Origin of the sequence: Microcoleus sp. B3-D7 (assembly GCF_036705305.1) — a bacterium.
Classification (GTDB): Bacteria; Cyanobacteriota; Cyanobacteriia; order Cyanobacteriales; family Microcoleaceae; genus Microcoleus.
In genome coordinates this window covers 48,837-64,515 of record NZ_JAUBUE010000018.1, presented here as the reverse complement: position 1 = coordinate 64,515, position 15,679 = coordinate 48,837, and the positions used below count along the sequence as shown (strand labels likewise).

Annotated in this window: 13 protein-coding genes; 9 read left to right on the top strand and 4 right to left on the bottom strand. The window is 46.4% G+C overall.

The window, feature by feature from the left end:
* Positions 1 to 347: 347 nt before the first annotated feature.
* Positions 348 to 1,067, top strand: coding sequence for a PHP domain-containing protein (locus QUB25_RS14575; RefSeq protein WP_333059774.1), 720 nt, complete (start codon positions 348 to 350; stop codon positions 1,065 to 1,067).
* A gap of 483 nt (positions 1,068 to 1,550) precedes the next feature.
* Here the strand turns inward: QUB25_RS14575 and QUB25_RS14570 are convergent, their stop codons facing one another.
* Together QUB25_RS14570 and QUB25_RS14565 are read right to left on the bottom strand one after the other, a co-directional pair.
* Positions 1,551 to 2,717 carry a CO2 hydration protein gene (locus QUB25_RS14570; RefSeq protein ID WP_333039571.1) on the bottom strand — a complete coding sequence of 389 codons (1,167 nt, stop codon included), beginning with the start codon at positions 2,715 to 2,717 and terminating at the stop codon, positions 1,551 to 1,553.
* Positions 2,718 to 2,891: 174 nt separating this feature from the next.
* A complete protein-coding gene (locus QUB25_RS14565) occupies positions 2,892 to 4,406 on the bottom strand; it encodes an NADH-quinone oxidoreductase subunit M (RefSeq protein WP_333183887.1) in 1,515 nt (504 codons plus the stop codon).
* 128 nt (positions 4,407 to 4,534) lie between these two features.
* On the opposite strand from QUB25_RS14565, the gene QUB25_RS14560 reads away from it, so the two are divergent.
* Positions 4,535 to 5,146, top strand: a complete 612-nt coding sequence (locus QUB25_RS14560) for a Uma2 family endonuclease (protein ID WP_333183886.1) — start codon at positions 4,535 to 4,537, stop codon at positions 5,144 to 5,146.
* Between the two features lie 144 nt (positions 5,147 to 5,290).
* Here QUB25_RS14560 and QUB25_RS14555 read toward each other — a convergent pair whose 3' ends face one another.
* Positions 5,291 to 7,165 carry an NAD(P)H-quinone oxidoreductase subunit F gene (locus QUB25_RS14555; protein WP_333039567.1) on the bottom strand — a complete coding sequence of 625 codons (1,875 nt, stop codon included), beginning with the start codon at positions 7,163 to 7,165 and terminating at the stop codon, positions 5,291 to 5,293.
* Between the two features lie 623 nt (positions 7,166 to 7,788).
* Here QUB25_RS14555 and QUB25_RS14550 point away from each other — a divergent pair.
* From QUB25_RS14550 to QUB25_RS14520, 7 genes are all read left to right on the top strand, one after another.
* Positions 7,789 to 8,100, top strand: coding sequence for a carbon dioxide-concentrating mechanism protein CcmK (locus tag QUB25_RS14550; protein WP_006635059.1), 312 nt, complete (start codon positions 7,789 to 7,791; stop codon positions 8,098 to 8,100).
* 96 nt (positions 8,101 to 8,196) lie between these two features.
* On the top strand, positions 8,197 to 8,538 hold the full coding sequence (locus QUB25_RS14545; RefSeq protein ID WP_006635058.1) for a carbon dioxide-concentrating mechanism protein CcmK: 342 nt from the start codon (positions 8,197 to 8,199) through the stop codon (positions 8,536 to 8,538).
* Positions 8,539 to 8,801: 263 nt separating this feature from the next.
* Positions 8,802 to 9,107 (top strand): EutN/CcmL family microcompartment protein, encoded by a 306-nt coding sequence (locus QUB25_RS14540; protein ID WP_006635057.1) that lies wholly within the window; start codon positions 8,802 to 8,804, stop codon positions 9,105 to 9,107.
* A gap of 117 nt (positions 9,108 to 9,224) precedes the next feature.
* Entirely contained in the window at positions 9,225 to 10,862 is a 1,638-nt protein-coding gene (locus tag QUB25_RS14535; protein ID WP_333039564.1) for a ribulose bisphosphate carboxylase small subunit, read from the top strand.
* 289 nt (positions 10,863 to 11,151) lie between these two features.
* A complete protein-coding gene (locus QUB25_RS14530; protein WP_333183885.1) occupies positions 11,152 to 11,841 on the top strand; it encodes a carbon dioxide concentrating mechanism protein in 690 nt (229 codons plus the stop codon).
* Between the two features lie 205 nt (positions 11,842 to 12,046).
* Positions 12,047 to 12,820, top strand: coding sequence for a BMC domain-containing protein (locus tag QUB25_RS14525; protein WP_333183884.1), 774 nt, complete (start codon positions 12,047 to 12,049; stop codon positions 12,818 to 12,820).
* Positions 12,821 to 13,273: 453 nt separating this feature from the next.
* A complete protein-coding gene (locus QUB25_RS14520; protein ID WP_333183883.1) occupies positions 13,274 to 14,314 on the top strand; it encodes a tetratricopeptide repeat protein in 1,041 nt (346 codons plus the stop codon).
* 162 nt (positions 14,315 to 14,476) lie between these two features.
* Here QUB25_RS14520 and QUB25_RS14515 read toward each other — a convergent pair whose 3' ends face one another.
* Entirely contained in the window at positions 14,477 to 15,634 is a 1,158-nt protein-coding gene (locus QUB25_RS14515) for an aldo/keto reductase (protein ID WP_333183882.1), read from the bottom strand.
* Between the last annotated feature and the right edge of the window lie 45 nt (positions 15,635 to 15,679).

Below are 15,679 nucleotides of genomic sequence, written 5' to 3'. Positions count from 1 at the left end.
CACCCCACAAGAAAATTTACTCTTGGTGGAATAGGCCGGAAAGCCTGTTGTTAAGAATGATGCAATATGTGGGAGTAATTGATATCTTCCGGCCTTGTCAACAAACCGTCGGGGACGAGTTTTACCAAATATAATTGCCTAAAATCAATAATCTCATAAACTCGCCCCCACCCGACGATAAAATGCTGGATAGAGAATTGTGCAAGATGTGCGAGTGAATTGATATCTTGTGCCGAACGCAACAATCCGACAGATGTTTCAATCCTACAGCCGACTATTGCCACAGGTGCAACATATCAATTTATTAGATATATTAAACAAGGTTAGTTTTTTCTATAATAACGCTTATGGCTGTCAATCTCGCTTCCTCAACAAGTTCTAGTCTCAAACCAGAAGCCCAAAATATCTCAGCACTGAAACAAGTCTTTCAGACAATTGATGCCGAGAGCTGTCCGGGTTCCTATAATTTTCATATGCACACAGTCTACTCCGACGGGCGATTGCAGCCAGAGAAATTGATGGAACAAGCCATAGCCCGCGGCCTCAAGGGCTTAGCTATCACCGACCACCACAGTACCCAAGGCTACGTTAAAGCTCAAATTTGGCTGGACAATTGGAAATTAAACCATCCCGACAAAAATAGCGAAGCACCTAGTCTTTGGACAGGCGCTGAAATTAATGCCGAATTGCTCAACAATGAGGTACACATTCTCAGTTACGCCTTCGATCCGCAACATCCCAGTCTCAAACCATACCTACGAGGTAAAAGCACTGAAGGCACTTATTGTTATTCAGCAGCCAGGGTAATTGAAGCTATTCATGAAGCAGGAGGTTTAGCAGTTCTGGCACATCCTTGCAGGTATCGATCGACTGCAGATAAACTAATCCCAGAAGCCTCTCGTTTCGGCATTGACGGTGTAGAGATTTACTATGCTTACGGTAATCCCAATCCTTGGAAACCGAGTCCCATACAAACTGCTTTAGTCAAAGATTTAGCAGAAAGTTATGGTTTGCTGGGAACTTGTGGCACGGACTCTCACGGTCTGAGTCTTCTAGTCCGAATCTAGATACTTGGGAAATAAGAAGTGCTTTACCCTGTCATTGCCAGTCTAAGCGTTAGCGGATATATGTCTTATGAAAGCAATCACAATGACCCAAAAACAAACAGTTTCTCAGGTCATATTATGTCCGCTAAAATGACTACCATAAAATTGTTTGATAGTGAAAACTTCAGTCCTCATAAAAGTTTGAGGACTGAAGTTTTCACTACTTGGCTTAGAATGGCTATTTGACGAGACGTGATATCATATTAATTCCGGTTGCACCGGAATTATTGTTGACTGTTGACTGTTGACTGTTGACGGGCGGGTCGAAAAACTGAATGGTTGAGTGGTAAGTGTTGACTCGATTTTATTATTCCGATGCAACCGGAAACGATATCCTTTCCCTAGCCAGGATGAGCTTTCGCCCTCCACAAGAAAGAAATTGCCAAAGCCGGTAATATAGTTGCAACTCCTAGAGACCTGGCTCCCTAAAAAGTAGTCTCCCTTCTACCGTTCTGGGAACAACTGACAGGCCCTATTAGTTGGCTGATTTGCCCAATCCAAGCGAGAATTCCCAAATCGATCCATCCAACCTTCCAAATAAGCTCGATTAGCCTTTTTTTCCTCTGGGTCGGAGGTATTCATGGGATGAGGTGCTAAACCCAAAATAGTCGCCGTCGTCACGCAAAACATCGACTTCTGAAAACTCTGGCAAATTTGCACCCGCACATCGTCTTCACCCCGACAGCTAGTGCGATAAACTTCGTGCAAATAATCCGGCAGAAAATGCCGCATATCTTGCATCAATTGAGTTGGCGGAATCCCTGCACCTCCAATAGGTAAAGGGTCAGCAAACAAAGCCCCGTAGGCAAATTCTCTTTGTTCTTCCGGGATTTGATGAGCTTGAGCATTGTATGAAACTGTGCCAAAAAACGCAGTGCCCCGAAAGAAAACAGCCTCTACATAAGGCACGGCTACATCTGGTAAAAATGTCAAATTTGCCGTCGCTGGCAGTATATCGTAGACTTGAGGGCCAATCTTGACGCTGTAGGTAATCGGTAGGCTGGCCGCGGCTACTAAACCGGCTTTGACAAAATCAACTACATCAGAAATAGACTTAGTTTCTCCTCGATCGTAGGAATCAGATAAGTCTATGAACAAATCGCTCATTACTCGCCAAAACTGACCGAGACCGGTGTAGTAAGCTAGCATCCGCACTTGTTCGGGCAAAAAATCAGGAAATGCTTTGTGGAGGGCTTGCATGAAAAAATTACCTTTCAGCTTAGCCGCGATCGCTTTTTCGACCAAACTGCTAAATTCCGGGGAATCCAAATAAGTGTCCAAACCGCCGCCGCCGTGCCAAAGCATTGTTCTCATGCAATACTCAGCATACTCAAAATTAATGCGATCGTGCCATAAATAGCGCATTAATTTGGGCACGGTCACATCTCCGTTGAAATATTTAAAAAACGGGAAAAGCACTAAAAACTGTTCTTCTGCAATATAATTGAGATTGCGAGAATAGGCATCTAAAACAATACCATAACTTTTCAGCACGCCGACAACTTCAACTACATTTTCCGTAGACTCAGGCAGTAAAGCTTTGCCTGATTCTAAGAGGTCAATGTATACGGCTAGGGGATGGGAAGAGGGTTTTAATACGGTACTTTTCATTTTTATTTAACCTGAATTGAAGGAAGGCACGACACGGATTTGAACACGGATACACTGATGAAGGGAATAGGTAGGGACACGCCAGTGCCGTGTCCCTACAGCCGTCTGCTGTATTTCATGGGATTGAAAACTGCTATAGGACTAAAGTCCGATGCTACGAACCTAGGTCATATTTTATTTCAAGTTTTGAGCAATCACTTTAACTTGGGGTGGCACATTAGCTACCATTCCGATCGCAGTTTTTTCGCTCAAACCAACTAAAACTCCCGGCTGCACTCCCATGATGGCGATAATTATTGCTAAAACCAGCGAAGGAATACGATCGCGCCAGCGGACTTGCGGCAAATTTACCACCACATCCGAAAGGCGGCCGAAAAAGGCGCGGTTGACCATAATTAAAAAGTAAACTGAAGTTAAACCAGTGCCGATCATGCAGAGGAAAGTTTGCACCGGAAACACTGGCAAACTGCCCCGAAATATCAAAAATTCAGCAATAAATCCAGCCAAACCCGGAATGCCGGCACTTGCCATCACACCGAGGATCATTAAACTGCCAATCATCGGCAAACCGCGATCTGGATTGAATAAACCTTTGAGCACATCGATGTTGCGGGTGCCGGATTTTTTGTAAACAACGCCGACACTCAAAAATAGCAGCCCCGAAATTAAACCGTGGCTAACCATTTGCAAAACAGTTCCCAGCATACTAATGGGAGTAGCTGCGGCGCTAGCTAACAAAATGTAGCCCATGTGAGCGATCGAACTGTAAGCTACAATTTTTTTCATATCTTTTTGGGCGATCGCGCAACTGGCTCCGTAAAGCACACTGACCACAGCCCAACTCGCCAACCAAGGTGCCGCCACCGCCCACGCATCGGGAAACAAACCTAAACCAAAGCGCAGCATCCCATAAGTTCCCAGCTTCAAAAGCACCCCCGCCAGCAGCACCGAAACCGGCGTCGAAGCTTCTACGTGAGCATCCGGCAGCCAAGTATGAAAAGGCACCAAAGGCATCTTAATACCAAAAGCCAGCAACACCCCTGCCAGCAAAACAATTTGCCTTACCAAAGGCAAGGGCAATCCTCCTTGCAAATGTGATGCGCCCGCTGCACCAACCATATCGAAACTCGAAGCACCGCTAAGCCAACCAGTGCTCAAGAAAGCAGCCAGCAGCACAATTCCCGCAAATGCAGTATAGATTAAAAACTTAGTAGCAGCGTAACCCCGGCGCTCGCCTCCCCAAATCGCAATTAACAGGTAAAGCGGAATCAATTCTACCTCAAAAAACAAGAAAAATAGCAGCAAATTTTGAGATAAAAAAGCCCCTGTTACGCCGCCGGTAATTAACAGAATCAAAGAATAATAAAGTCGAGGTCTGCGGATCGACTCATCCGTAGCGTAAATAGCTATTCCTGTCAGCAGAGTATTTAAAATTACCAAAGGCAGAGCCAAACCATCAACACCGAGATTGTAATTCAATCCCAAAACATCTACCCAAGGAATAAATTCCGAAAATTGCAACTGACTGGTACTGGCATCAAACTGAACTGCCAAAATCACCGAGAGAATAAAAGTTATACCCGCAATGGCGATCGCGACATTCCGAACTATTTTAGAACTCACTGAACCGGGCCAGAGCCCAATCAGGGCAGCAGCCAACATTGGTATCCAGATTAAAGCACTGAGCATCAATTAAAACTTTCCTTTGTTACACAGTATTTAGAGCTATATTTAACATTAACGCAAAGCAACTACATATAAAAGCGATCGGCTAATTTTCTTGTTAACATAGATTCAAATGTCTCTGGAATCCTCCTATGACCTCAAGTCTTACAGATCGAGAAGATTTGCAAATTAAATCCGGTTCTCCTTCCACCCGCCTCACCGTTGCCGACTTGGAAGAACTGCAAGGTATACTCTGCGAAGCACATCTAGACTACCAACTCGAACTGGTAGACGGGAAGATTATCGTTATGGGCCCATCAGACATTGTATCGAGCGAAATTGGACTTGAGTTTGGCAGTCTTTTGCGTAACTGGGTCAAACCCCGCAAACTCGGACGAGTGTTTGAGTCCAGCGGCGGGTTTATTCTCCCCAATTCAAATCTTACAGCACCGGACGTTTCGTTTGTGGTAGCCGATCGCCTCAAACAAAGTAAAAGGTATTTTGCCGAACTTGTTCCCGACTTAGTGGTAGAAATCAAATCTCAGTCTGATCGCCTCAAACCCCTCCGAGAAAAAATTTTATCATTCATCGAACTCGGAGCCAAAGTAGGAATATTAATCGACCCAGACAAGCATACAGTAACAATTTACACTCCGATAGCCGAGCCAGTGGTATTGAGAGACGGCGACATGATTTCAATTCCCGAACTTTTGCCCGGTTGGGAAGTTCCAGTGACCGAATTATGGCCGATCGATTTTGAATAAAACTAGATAAAAAAGCAGACAAACCCAGACTAAAATCATCTGCGTTCATCTGCGTTCATCCGCCCTCATCTGCGGTTAAAAATTAAATAACATCAGACCAAAAGCAGACAAACCCCGAAAAATTCATCTGCAAACCTCTACAGTTTAAAACTGCCAAATAATCAACGCCAGCAACACAGCAACCCCCCCCGCAATAGTCAACACATAAAACTGCGACTGACCAGTGCCGGTGTACTTCAACCCTTCACCGCTGAAAATTGTGGCAAAACCGAACAAATTCACCGCCCCATCCACCACATACTTATCAGTCCAAGCGCTGATTTTAGAAATAAAAGCCACAGCCCAAACGACAGTCAAGCGGTAAACTCGATCGATATAAAAATCGTAAGCAAACAAATCCTGCAACGCCGGCACCGGCAGCCGTACCGGTCGAGGTAATACCCCGTACCAATAAATCGCCACCCCAACCGCAACGCCAATCAACCCAGATAACAACAACAGCGGCGTATCCAGCGTCTTCAAAAGCAAATTTAAAGCATCAAAATCTCCCGTTTCCGCCCAAGGCCCAGTCCAACTAATTAATAGTTGCCACTCCTGCAACATCCAAGGAACTAATAGCCCCATTACCGTCAAAATTACCATCGGCAAAGCCATCGGCCAACCAACTTCTGGAGCTCTGCGAGTTTTCGGCTGCGGTTTTCCCACAAACACTAAACCGAATATGCGAGTTAAATTTAGCGCTGTCAAACCGTTAACTAAAAGCAGCACAATTACCAGCCACAAAGGCACAGTCCAAAAACCGTTGAGCCAGCGTCGCATCGCCCAAAAGTTCCCCAAAGGCAACAGCGCTACCATCCCCGCAGCGCCTACTAAATAAGCCGTAGTCGTGGCAGGCATCTTCGACCACAACCCACCCATTTCTGTTAAATCTTGAGTGTTAGTTGTAGTAATAATTGACCCTACGCTCATGAATAATAGGCCTTTGGCGATCGAGTGCGCGAACAGCAACAGCAAAGCAATGTCAACTTGATTTAGCCCCACGGCGATAAACACCAAACCCAAAGAAGCGCTGGTAGAATGCGATAGTGCTCTTTTGATGTCGATTTGGGCGATCGCTACCAAGGAAGCGCCAACCGCCGTCACCGCACCCAAAACCACCAGCACCGCATCTGCGATCGGCGAAAGCGCTAAAACAGGCTGAAGTTTAATCAAAACATAAGCCCCAGCGCCTACAACTACCGTATTCCGCATAATCGAAGCCGGGTTGGGTCCTTCCATCGCCTCGTCGAGCCATAGATGGAAGGGAAATTGAGCACACTTGGCCGTAGGTGCGGAGATTAAAGCCAAACCTAAAAGAGTCGCGACTACAGGAGACAAAGTTGCAGTTTCAGCCCATGTTTCCAAATCGGAAAAATTCAAACTTCCTGCTAAAGTTGAAAGCGTCACTACTCCCATCAGCAGTGGCACGTCTCCTACACGCTTGGTTAAAAACGCATCTCTAGCGGCGGTTACTACCAGCGGTTGAGCGTACCAAAACCCGACTAGCAAGTAAGTTGAAAGCGTCAGCACTTCCAACAAAGCGTAAGTTAGAAGCAGCGAGTCGCTAATGGCAATGCCGCTAATTGCCGCTTCAAAAAAACCCATCAGCCCAAAAAATCGAGCTAGCGCCCAGTCTTTTTCCATGTAGCCTAGAGCGTAAATTTGTGCTAGCAAACTCAGAACACTAACTAACTCCATTGCTCCCACGCTGACGGTGGAGATTTCTATTGCAAAAGACAAATCTAAATCTGCTGCTTGCACCCAGTGGACGAGCAACTGTTGGGGCGGTTGATCCCAAGTCGCTGTAAAAATAACTGACCCGTGCAGGAAAGCCAACACCGTCATCAGCAAATTGAAGTAAGCCGCAGGCCTCGGGCCTGTTCTGCGAACGGTTCCCGTAGACCACGGCAAAGTTAAAATTGCGCCTATTAAGCCATATAAAGGTACCCACCAACAGGCTTGGAGGAGAAATTGAGTCATTTAATTTATCCCTTAAACTTGAAATTACGGGCTGCCTTTATACAAAAACAGTTGCGGGCGATCGCGTGATACCCTAAAACTTTGACTAAACCCGATCGTATAGTTCTGGCAAAATAATTTGCACCCAAGATTCACTATACATTAAAGCATCTAAACTGATAATTCTCTCAACACAAAATTAGTGGCTTAGTAGAAGAGGCACTCAAAGAAAAAAATGCCTGCCGATGGGCCAAAACTGCCTTTTTTGCCGATTTCCCTGCGATCCCCCTTTTGAAATCCCCAATTTTCCCGGCAGTGATTAGCTCCGACTTCACATACCGAACTCTACTTTATGAGTATTATTACTTACTTTAATCCCCCCTCGCTCTCGGTATCTACCCCTCTAAATATTAAGATTATTAAATAAATATTAAATTATTTTAAGTAACATAAAAAATTTTAATTTTTGTTATTAAACATTATGATGTTAGTTTATATTGTCAAGGTGGACAGATTCCCCTATTCTTATAGGATAGGAAGCTTTACACTGCATTACTAAAAAATGTGGGCCTCCCCGTCCAAATTTTTAGATTTCTCAAAGATTTGTAACGGTAATTTCGCTCATCCTCAAAGGAGATTCAAAAATGTCAATTGCCGTGGGAATGATTGAGACAAAAGGTTTTCCCGCTGTGGTGGAAGCTGCCGATGCTATGGTCAAAGCTGCCCGCGTTACCCTCGTGGGCTATGAAAAAATCGGCAGCGCCCGCGTCACCGTAATTGTGCGCGGCAACGTGTCGGAAGTCCAAGCCTCAGTCGCAGCAGGAGTGGAATCCGTCAAGCGTGTGAACGGCGGAGAAGTCGTCTCTACCCACATCATCGCTCGCCCCCACGAAAACCTAGAATACGTTCTGCCGATTCGATATACAGAAGCAGTAGAACAGTTCCGAGGCTACTAAGTTCTTAGCGCACAAAAATTTCGTTAAAGGAAAATTTGTGCGATCGTCAAAAATTAACTGTTTAGTTCCCCAAATATTCAATCAGGAGTAAAACCAATGGCAATTGCAGTTGGCATGATCGAAACCCTAGGCTTCCCCGCAGTGGTAGAAGCCGCTGACGCGATGGTCAAAGCAGCCCGCGTCACCTTGGTAGGCTACGAAAAAATCGGTAGCGCTCGGGTTACGGTCATTGTAAGAGGAGATGTCTCGGAAGTGCAAGCTTCTGTCGCAGCCGGAGTAGAGTCAGTGAAGCGCGTTAACGGCGGACAAGTGATGTCCACCCACATTATCGCCCGCCCTCACGAAAACTTAGAGTACGTGCTGCCGATTCGCTACACGGAAGCTGTAGAACAGTTCCGTGAAGGCGTTAGCGGCATTCGCCCCCTCAACAGATCATAAGATAGGCGATCGGCTGTTAGGGGCGTTTGGTAATTAAAAATTAAAAATTAAAAATCGCGCTGTTTTTGATTTAGCATTTTTAATTTTTAATTGAGGTGGGTATGGGATATTGGTTATTAGTCATGAGTCATGAGTCATAAGTCATTAGTTACTAGACGAAGCTCTAAAAAGCGGACAGCGGACTGAGGACAGAGCTAATTAAAAAAAGACAAGTGACAGTGTAAAAATGACAGTTACCAATTACCTATTACCTATTACCTAAAATGCAAATGGCCAAAGTTCTCGGCACAGTTGTCAGTACCCAAAAAGAGCCGACACTGAGAGGATCGAAATTTCTACTGCTGCAATTCATCGATGAGGAAGGTTCGCCAGTTCCCGGCTATGAGGTAGCCGCTGACTGTGTGGGCGCTGGTATAGATGAATGGGTTTTAGTAACCCGAGGCAGCGCAGCCCGGATCGCGCCCGGAAGCGAAAACCGTCCGATCGATGCTCTAGTAGTAGGCATTATAGATACTGTCAATGTAGAAAACCGCCTCATTTACAGTAAAAAAGACGACCCGTACGGCTAGTTGCAACCGTTAGCAGTTAACAGTTAGTGGAAAAATAACTAACAACTAACAACTAACAACTAACAACTAACAACTAACAACTAACAAAAAATTTTTCAGCTTAGGAGAACTTAATTTATGGCAGTCCGCAACGTTGCGGCTCCCCCGACGCCTTGGTCGAAAAACTTGGCTGAGCCCCAAATTCACGACACCGCCTTCGTACATTCCTTTTCTAATATTATTGGGGATGTGCATATCGGTTCTAATGTGATGATTGCCCCCGGGACATCTATCCGCGCCGATGAAGGCACTCCTTTTTATATCGGACAAGGAAGCAACATTCAAGACGGAGTAGTGATTCACGGCCTAGAACAAGGCCGAGTCACAGGAGACGACGACAAATCCTATTCTGTGTGGGTGGGGAAAAATACTTCCCTCACCCACATGAGTTTAATTCACGGCCCGGCATACGTGGGCGACAACTGCTTTATCGGCTTTCGCTCTACGGTGTTCAATGCCAGAGTGGGGAACGGCTGCATTGTCATGATGCACGTACTAATTAAAGATGTGGAGATTCCCCCCGGTAAGTACGTACCTTCGGGAGCCATCATCACTAATCAGAAGCAAGCCGATCGCTTGCCTGACGTTCAAGATTCTGACATTCAATTTGCGACCCATGTCATCGGCATCAATGACGCTCTGAGAACGGGTTATCGCTGCGCTGAGAACATCGCCTGTCTAGCACCAATTCGCAACGAGCAAACTAAAAACCCAAATATGACTCAAACCAAATATTCTACCCATGCCGGCACCCAATTGAGTTCAACTCTTGCCGATAGCATCCGCAATTTACTAGCTCAAGGATACAGCGTGGGAGCCGAACACGCCGACGCACGCCGCTTCCGGACCGGTTCTTGGCGCACTTGCGGCCCGATTGCCTCAAAGCGCGACTCTGAAGTAATCGCGGCTTTGTCAGCTTGCATGGCCGAGCACCAAGGAGAATACGTCCGCTTGATCGGGATTGACACCAAAGCCAAGCGCCGCGTACTAGAAGAAATCGTCCAAAGACCGGGAGACAACGGCTCTAACGGTTCAAACGGTGCGAAAACTCACCAATCTAACGGTAAAGTTGCACAACAAGCTTCACACCACAATAGCGGTTCCGTGTCAAGCGGAAAATTGAGTGCCGAAACAGTGGCTCAGGTTCGCGGCTTGCTAGCTCAAGGCTACAAGGTGGGGACGGAACACGCCGACGCCCGCCGCTTCCGCACCAGTTCTTGGCAAAGCGGGGCTTCGCTGCAAGTCAGAAACGAATCTGAGGCGATCGCCGCTTTGGAAGCTGTGATGAATCAGTACCCAGGCGAATACGTGCGCTTGATCGGGATTGACCCGAAAGCTAAGCGACGCATAGTTGAAGAAATTATTCAGCGTCCCGACGGCCCAGTTGCTCAATCGGCTAAGCCTGCAGCAACCTCGGGATACAAAGCAGCTTCGACTGGTTCGGCCAGCAGCGGAAGTTTGACCGGCAAGACGATCGACCAAATCCGCAACCTGCTTTCCCAAGGCTACAAAATTGGCACGGAACACGCCGACGCGCGCCGTTTCCGCACCGGTTCTTGGAGCAGTTGCGCCCCGATCTCATCCAACCGCGAATCCGAAGTGATTTCTGCCCTCGAAAGCTGTCTCAAAGAACACAGCGGCGAGTACGTCCGCTTGCTCGGCATCGACTCCAAGGCGAAGCGCCGGGTACTCGAAGAAATTATCCAACGACCTTAATTTGCCTGGTAATTAGCCTGTTTCTTCCGTTAAGCCCTCGCACTGGGGCAAACGGGAGAAACCCAAGCGGATTGAAGTAGGATTTGAGATAGTTAAAAAGCTCGAATGAGAAATGTTGGTCAAAATCTAGAATCTTCGGAAAGTTTCTATAAAACGTTAAAGCATCAAGATTCTCAGTATTAGTAAATTATCGTTTCTTAGATTGACATGGTTAAATTTATCAGTCGAGAAAATCCATAATTTAAAGTCGTTTTATCGAAAAAAATAGCTCCTTTCATGGTGAAGTCGAATGTATTTATCGCCACTGCAATTAAGTAGCAACTCTCAGATTTTGATGAGTGGCGATGTAGTTGTGAATGAGGGTGCGGCGATCGCCCCTGGAGCAATCCTGCAAGCAGAGCCGGGCAGCCGGATCTCGATCGCCGCCGGTGCCTGTATCGGTATGGGAGTTATCCTTCACGCCCGTGAAGGTACTCTGGAAATCGCGGCGGGCGTTATTCTGGGTGCAGGAGTGCTGGTGGTAGGTGCGGGAACGATCGGGGAAAATGCCTGTATTGGCGCCGGGACGACCCTAATCAATCCTTGTATCGACAAAATGCAAATTATGCTAGCAGGTTCTCTACTGGGAGATACCAGCCGCCAAGTCCCCGCAGAAACAACCGCAACAGCGCCAACAGCAGCGCCAACAGCAGCGCCAACATCACCAGAAACCCCCGAAGCCACTACGCCACCAGTCGATCGACCGATCGAGCCGATCGAGCCGCCACAACCCGCCCAAACACCGCCTCAAACTGCGCCGGAGACTGCCCCAGAGCCGCCGGAATCCACTGCCGCAGAGCCGCCCCAGCCAGGGGAAATCCCAACTATTCTGTACGGTCAAGCTCACATCAATCGGCTGTTGGGGACGCTGTTTCCGCACCGGCAAGCTTTTAATCGACCGGAGGAAAACGGCCAAACTCTATCGGGCGGTTCCGGGTAGCCGTCATTTCCGCAAAAGGCAGCTATGCTGAAGGCAGAAAGATCAAATATAAATAGGTAATCTCATATTATTGGTAGCTCAGCAATTGGTAAGGCCTTGCCGCAGCAATCTGTGTCTTGTAGCTCGTGCAGTCTGTCTTCTCATCTGAGAAACTATAAACTATCAACAAATTTTTATTTTGGGAAGTTTCTAAGGGTAATAGAAGATGGACGGACAAACAGATCGTAACAGTCACGAAGAGCGATCGCAGCGCCAGGAATACTTCAAAGACACTGCTTTGGGTTTGGTATCCACCAAGAGTTTTCCGGCAATTGTGGGGACTGCTGACATGATGCTGAAGTCGGCAGGAGTGATTTTAGTAGGATACGAAAAAATTGGTTCCGGTCACTGTACCGCGATCGTCCGGGGCAGAATCTCGGATGTGCGTTTGGCTGTGGAAGCTGGAGCTCAAACAGCCGAACAGTTCGGGCAGTTTGTTTCTAAGTTGGTGATTCCTAGACCTTTGGCTAATTTGGAAGTGGTTTTGCCGATCGGCTTTCGCCTGACTGAACTTTCGGAAAAAGGCAGTTATTCTCGGCTTAGCAATCAGGCGATCGGTTTGCTCGAAACCCGGGGATTTCCGGCAATGGTCGGTGCTTGCGATGCTATGCTCAAATCCGCAGACGTACACTTGGCAGCCTACGAGAAAATTGGCGCTGGTTTGTGCACGGCAATTATTCGCGGTGCAGTCGCAGATGTAGCAGTAGCGGTAGAAGCGGGGATGTACGAAGCTGAGCGAATTGGCGAGTTAAACGCGGTGATGGTAATTCCCAGGCCTTTGGAGGATTTGGAACAAACTTTACCGCTGGCGAGTTGCTGGATCGAGCAGCGTACACCTGTGATGATGCCCGTGTCGGTTAAGGAAAAGGAACAAGAGTTGATCGAACTTCCAGATTTGGAGAAATTGACTGTTTATGTGGAAGAGGAAATCAATCGGTAATTGGTAATTAGGCAACAAAAGTTTGTAGAGACGTACTGCCGCAAATACTGAGACGAAGTTTGTCAAAAAAATATAGAGTTTACTCGGTAGAAAGGCTGGTAACAATTTATACTGAGTAGCGGTCTCAAACTTAATTTGCCGATCGAGCCGATCGCCGCCGCATCAATAGACACAGATCACCAAGTAAAACTAGACTTTTGAGATAAAGTCGATCGTCGGGTAAACGATGGAACTGACTAATAAGTAAATCCAGCCGAGGTGCAGAGCCTTTCAACAGGATTTAACTACGGTTAAAATAAACCAAAAATCCTGTTTAGGGTAGATTGCCGGGAATTATTCAAGAGTTATTCTGACCGCAGGTGGATGCTCTTTTAACAGATTAACGGCTGTCGAACTCAAAACTGACTGCACAGGAATCAACCCCCAGAATCAAGCAATCCTGAAAGTTGACCTATGAACCTCAAACAATTTTACAAGCGCGGTTTGCACAGCGCCAAGAAAGGAAACTATGAAGCGGCGATCGACGATTTCGATCGCATACTGCAACTCAATCCCGCCGATGCCAAAGCCTATAACAATCGCGGCTTGGTTTACTATTACATGAAAGACTACCAAAAAGCGATCGCAGACCTCAGCCAAGCCCTAGATATCAATCCTAATTTGTTCGAGGCTTACTTGAATCGAGGCAATGCTTGGCGTCATCTCGGAGAACACGAAAAAGCCATTGAGGATCTAAACTGTGCTTTAGCAAATAAGCCTAACAGCCACGCTATCTACAACAACCGGGGACTTGTACTTGCTAATTTAGGAAATTACGAAGAAGCAATAGAAGACTACAATCGAGCTCTATCTATCAATTCCAACAATTATAAAACCTATTACAACCGGGGGCGCGCTTACTACCTTTTGGGAGAAAAAGAGGCAGCAACGGAAAACTTTAACGAAACGCTGCGGTTGAATCCTAAATATATCAAAGCTTACATAAATCGAGGTCTGTGTTACCACCAATTAGGAGACAATACGCAGGCGATGGCCGATTACAACACTGCGCTCGCCATCGATCCACAAAATGTTTATGCCTATTATAACAGAGGTTGCGTTCGCTATAAATTAAAACAAATGCAGCTTGCAATTGAAGACTTTGACCAAGCAGTAAAACTCGATCCGAACTATGTTAAAGCTTATCTCAACCGGGGTTTAGCGCTGTATAAACTTGGAGATGTTACGGCAGCAAATAAGGATTTTTACCACGTAATGTGCATTAATGCTGAAGCTTATTTATACTACCAAGCCCAGCGGTGTACGCCTGATATTAATTCATACTTCAAGGAAGCGCCACAGGTAGAACTTAATAATGCTGCCGAATACTACAACACAACCTTAAATACGATGTCAACTTCCTTAAGTTCCGCAGCATTAAATGCGGTCTGGAATCAAGAAGATTTGGAGAACAGAGACTCGATTATCTGTGAAGGCGAATTTATTAATGATTGATTTAGTCAGTAATCAGGGATATTCGGTACTTAGTCGGCTAAAATGTTACAATAATATCCAATTTTATCACACTAAGTACGGAAGAACCATAAATATTAACTGAAACTATTCCATAATGCCATTCAAGATTTTAAGTTCAGCCGTTCTCCGGCAAGGGGAACTTCAATTTCCGTTTAACACTTGAACAATTGAATTAGTAAGTTCCTGAAAGCTTGCTCTCCCAAGCCGCGGGACAGCAGCAAGGGCTAGGTTCTCTTCTATATGTTTTGGCGCTTTCATCCCTACAAGGGCACTCAGGAGGCCAGGGACGCTGCGGGTATATTGGAGCGCCCGCTGGCAGTCTGTCTGCAAGCGATCGCCAAAGGCAGAAGCAATCTTTTCTGGGATCTGACCGATAACCTGCGCTTCACAGATCGACCTACTGGCGATCGCGGAAATGCCTAAGCGATCGGCAGCTTCCAATACTGAAACTTGTTCTCCTTCGATTGTTTGAGTTGGAATTAGCACCGCTTCCGGCATCCCCATATTCAAAGGAAGCTGGATAAACCGAAACCGATCCTCTTTGTTCCCAGCTACTTCCCCAGCAAGAAATTTCGCACGCGCCAGATCGATATGGTACCTTTCAGTTGGAGGTACGCGAAAAGCATTCCAAGTTGCCACACCGTAATTGGCAATTTTACCAGCTAAAACTGCACCTTCAAGTACCTCAAAAACCTCTCGCAACTGATTATAAAAAGTATCGGGTTCAACTTGAGAAAGTAGCTTTTCTGGATTGTGAAGGTAGTAGACATCGATTGTCTCAATGCCGAGGTTGGCGAGGCTCCAATTAAGCTGATCTTGAATGTATTCTGGGTGGATGCAGTAACGCTCCTGGGCCAAATCTGCCATGCTGACAGTAGAGTTGTTTGGCTCGACGTACTGCTCATAAAACCACTCTACATGGTTGGGAGTTGGATGCGGAACAACGCCACCTTTCGTACAGATAATTAGTTCATCTCTTGAAGCCTCTCCCGATTCCAATAGACGCCGGATAGCCTTTCCGACACTCCGCTCTCCGTACTGGTAGCGGTAGTTGATTGCTGAGTCAATTACGTTGGTACCCCGCCGAACCGATTCAACTACAGCTTCCGCCACAAGAGTATCAGTATACTCATCTGGTTCCCCAAGGTAGGTGCCAATTCCAATCGAGCTGGCAACGAGCGAACCAGTTTCTCGGAAGTGATCGGCTGCACAGTTTTTTTTGTGCCGTTCCCTGTAACGCCCCGTTCCTTCTGCGGTAGCTCTGCCTGCGATCGCGATCGCATTACTACTTCCTAACATAAAAATCTTTTGCCTTCTCTTAAATAAACTAATCAGGATTTCCGC

Coding starts and splice junctions, on each gene's coding strand:
- QUB25_RS14575 (WP_333059774.1), top strand. CDS start 348: ATGGCTGTCAATCTCGCTTCCTCAACAAGTTCTAGTCTCAAACCAGAA.
- QUB25_RS14570 (WP_333039571.1), bottom strand. CDS start 2,717: ATGAAAAGTACCGTATTAAAACCCTCTTCCCATCCCCTAGCCGTATAC.
- QUB25_RS14565 (WP_333183887.1), bottom strand. CDS start 4,406: ATGCTCAGTGCTTTAATCTGGATACCAATGTTGGCTGCTGCCCTGATT.
- QUB25_RS14560 (WP_333183886.1), top strand. CDS start 4,535: ATGACCTCAAGTCTTACAGATCGAGAAGATTTGCAAATTAAATCCGGT.
- QUB25_RS14555 (WP_333039567.1), bottom strand. CDS start 7,165: ATGACTCAATTTCTCCTCCAAGCCTGTTGGTGGGTACCTTTATATGGC.
- QUB25_RS14550 (WP_006635059.1), top strand. CDS start 7,789: ATGTCAATTGCCGTGGGAATGATTGAGACAAAAGGTTTTCCCGCTGTG.
- QUB25_RS14545 (WP_006635058.1), top strand. CDS start 8,197: ATGGCAATTGCAGTTGGCATGATCGAAACCCTAGGCTTCCCCGCAGTG.
- QUB25_RS14540 (WP_006635057.1), top strand. CDS start 8,802: ATGCAAATGGCCAAAGTTCTCGGCACAGTTGTCAGTACCCAAAAAGAG.
- QUB25_RS14535 (WP_333039564.1), top strand. CDS start 9,225: ATGGCAGTCCGCAACGTTGCGGCTCCCCCGACGCCTTGGTCGAAAAAC.
- QUB25_RS14530 (WP_333183885.1), top strand. CDS start 11,152: ATGTATTTATCGCCACTGCAATTAAGTAGCAACTCTCAGATTTTGATG.
- QUB25_RS14525 (WP_333183884.1), top strand. CDS start 12,047: ATGGACGGACAAACAGATCGTAACAGTCACGAAGAGCGATCGCAGCGC.
- QUB25_RS14520 (WP_333183883.1), top strand. CDS start 13,274: ATGAACCTCAAACAATTTTACAAGCGCGGTTTGCACAGCGCCAAGAAA.
- QUB25_RS14515 (WP_333183882.1), bottom strand. CDS start 15,634: ATGTTAGGAAGTAGTAATGCGATCGCGATCGCAGGCAGAGCTACCGCA.